General features: G+C 43.2%; 1 pseudogene. It reads left to right on the top strand.

The window, feature by feature from the left end:
• Positions 1 to 1,315: pseudogene (locus IM273_RS22050) on the top strand (type I restriction endonuclease subunit R); the annotation flags it as partial.
• Between the last annotated feature and the right edge of the window lie 87 nt (positions 1,316 to 1,402).

Here is a 1,402-nt window from a genome sequence, read left to right on the forward strand (position 1 = left end):
TAGTACCATGAACAGCAGCGCCAAAGAGTTTCTTGATGCAGCCATAGATGACTATAATGCTCACTTTAAAACCAATTTCAGCACTGACAGCAACGGCTTTCAAAACTATTACCGTGATTTAGCCCTGCGAGTTAAAAATCAGGATATCGACCTGCTGATTGTGGTGGGAATGTTTTTAACCGGTTTTGACGCACCGACGCTGAACACTCTGTTCGTCGATAAAAACTTGCGTTATCACGGTTTGATGCAGGCATTCTCCCGCACTAACCGTATCTTTGATGCAACAAAGACCTTCGGCAATATTGTGACGTTCAGAGATCTGGAAAGCGCAACCATTGATGCCATCACGCTGTTTGGGGATAAAAATACTAAAAACGTGGTGCTTGAGAAAAGTTACAAAGAGTACATGGAGGGCTTTACCGATATCGTAACAGGTGAGGCCAAGCGCGGCTTTATGGATATTGTTACGACATTGGAATATCAGTTCCCTGATCCGGCTAGCATTGATGGCGAGAAGGGAAAAAAAGCCTTCGTTAAATTGTTTGGCGAGTACCTGCGGGCTGAAAATATCCTGCAAAACTACGACGAATTTGCCATGCTGAAAGAACTGCAAAAAATCGATATCAGCGATCCCGATGCCGTCAAAGTATTCAAGACAGCGCATTATCTTGACGATGAAAAGTTTGCAGAACTACAGACAATTCGTCTCCCCACAGAGCGTAAGATTCAGGACTATCGTTCAGCCTACAATGATATCCGTGACTGGCAACGTCGCGAGAAAGTGGCTAATGACAAGGATCAGTCAACCACTGACTGGGATGATGTTGTGTTTGAAATCGACCTGTTGAAATCTCAGGAAATTAACCTGGATTATATTCTTGGTCTGATTTTTGAACATAACAGGCAGAAGAAAGGTAAAGAAGCATTGACTGAAGAGGTTAGACGGTTAATCCGCTCAAGCCTGGGTAACAGGGCCAAAGAGGGTCTGATTGTTGACTTTATTCAGCAGACTAACCTTGATGACATGCCAGACAAAGCCAGCATCATTGAAGCATTCTTCATTTTTGCTCAGCGTGAGCAGCTGCGTGAAGCTGAAGCGTTGATAAAAGAAGAAAATCTTAATGAAGAAGCAGCGAAGCGCTATATCCGGACATCGTTAAAGCGCGAATATGCCACCGAAAACGGCACTGAGTTAAACGAAACTTTACCAAAGCTAAGTCCGTTAAACCCTCAGTATAAAACGAAAAAACAAACCGTTTTTCAGAAAATTGGTGAGTTTATTGAGAAGTTTAAAGGAGTTGGTGGAAAAATTTAGTCGTGGCCGAATAGGGGGGACGAAGTGGTCTCCCTGACCTATCCCAATGTTCGATAAAACTGTCAGTGGGGAAAACTTACTTATTAA

Origin of the sequence: Enterobacter cloacae complex sp. P13B (assembly GCF_014895915.1) — a bacterium.
Taxonomy (GTDB): Bacteria; Pseudomonadota; Gammaproteobacteria; order Enterobacterales; family Enterobacteriaceae; genus Enterobacter; species Enterobacter bugandensis.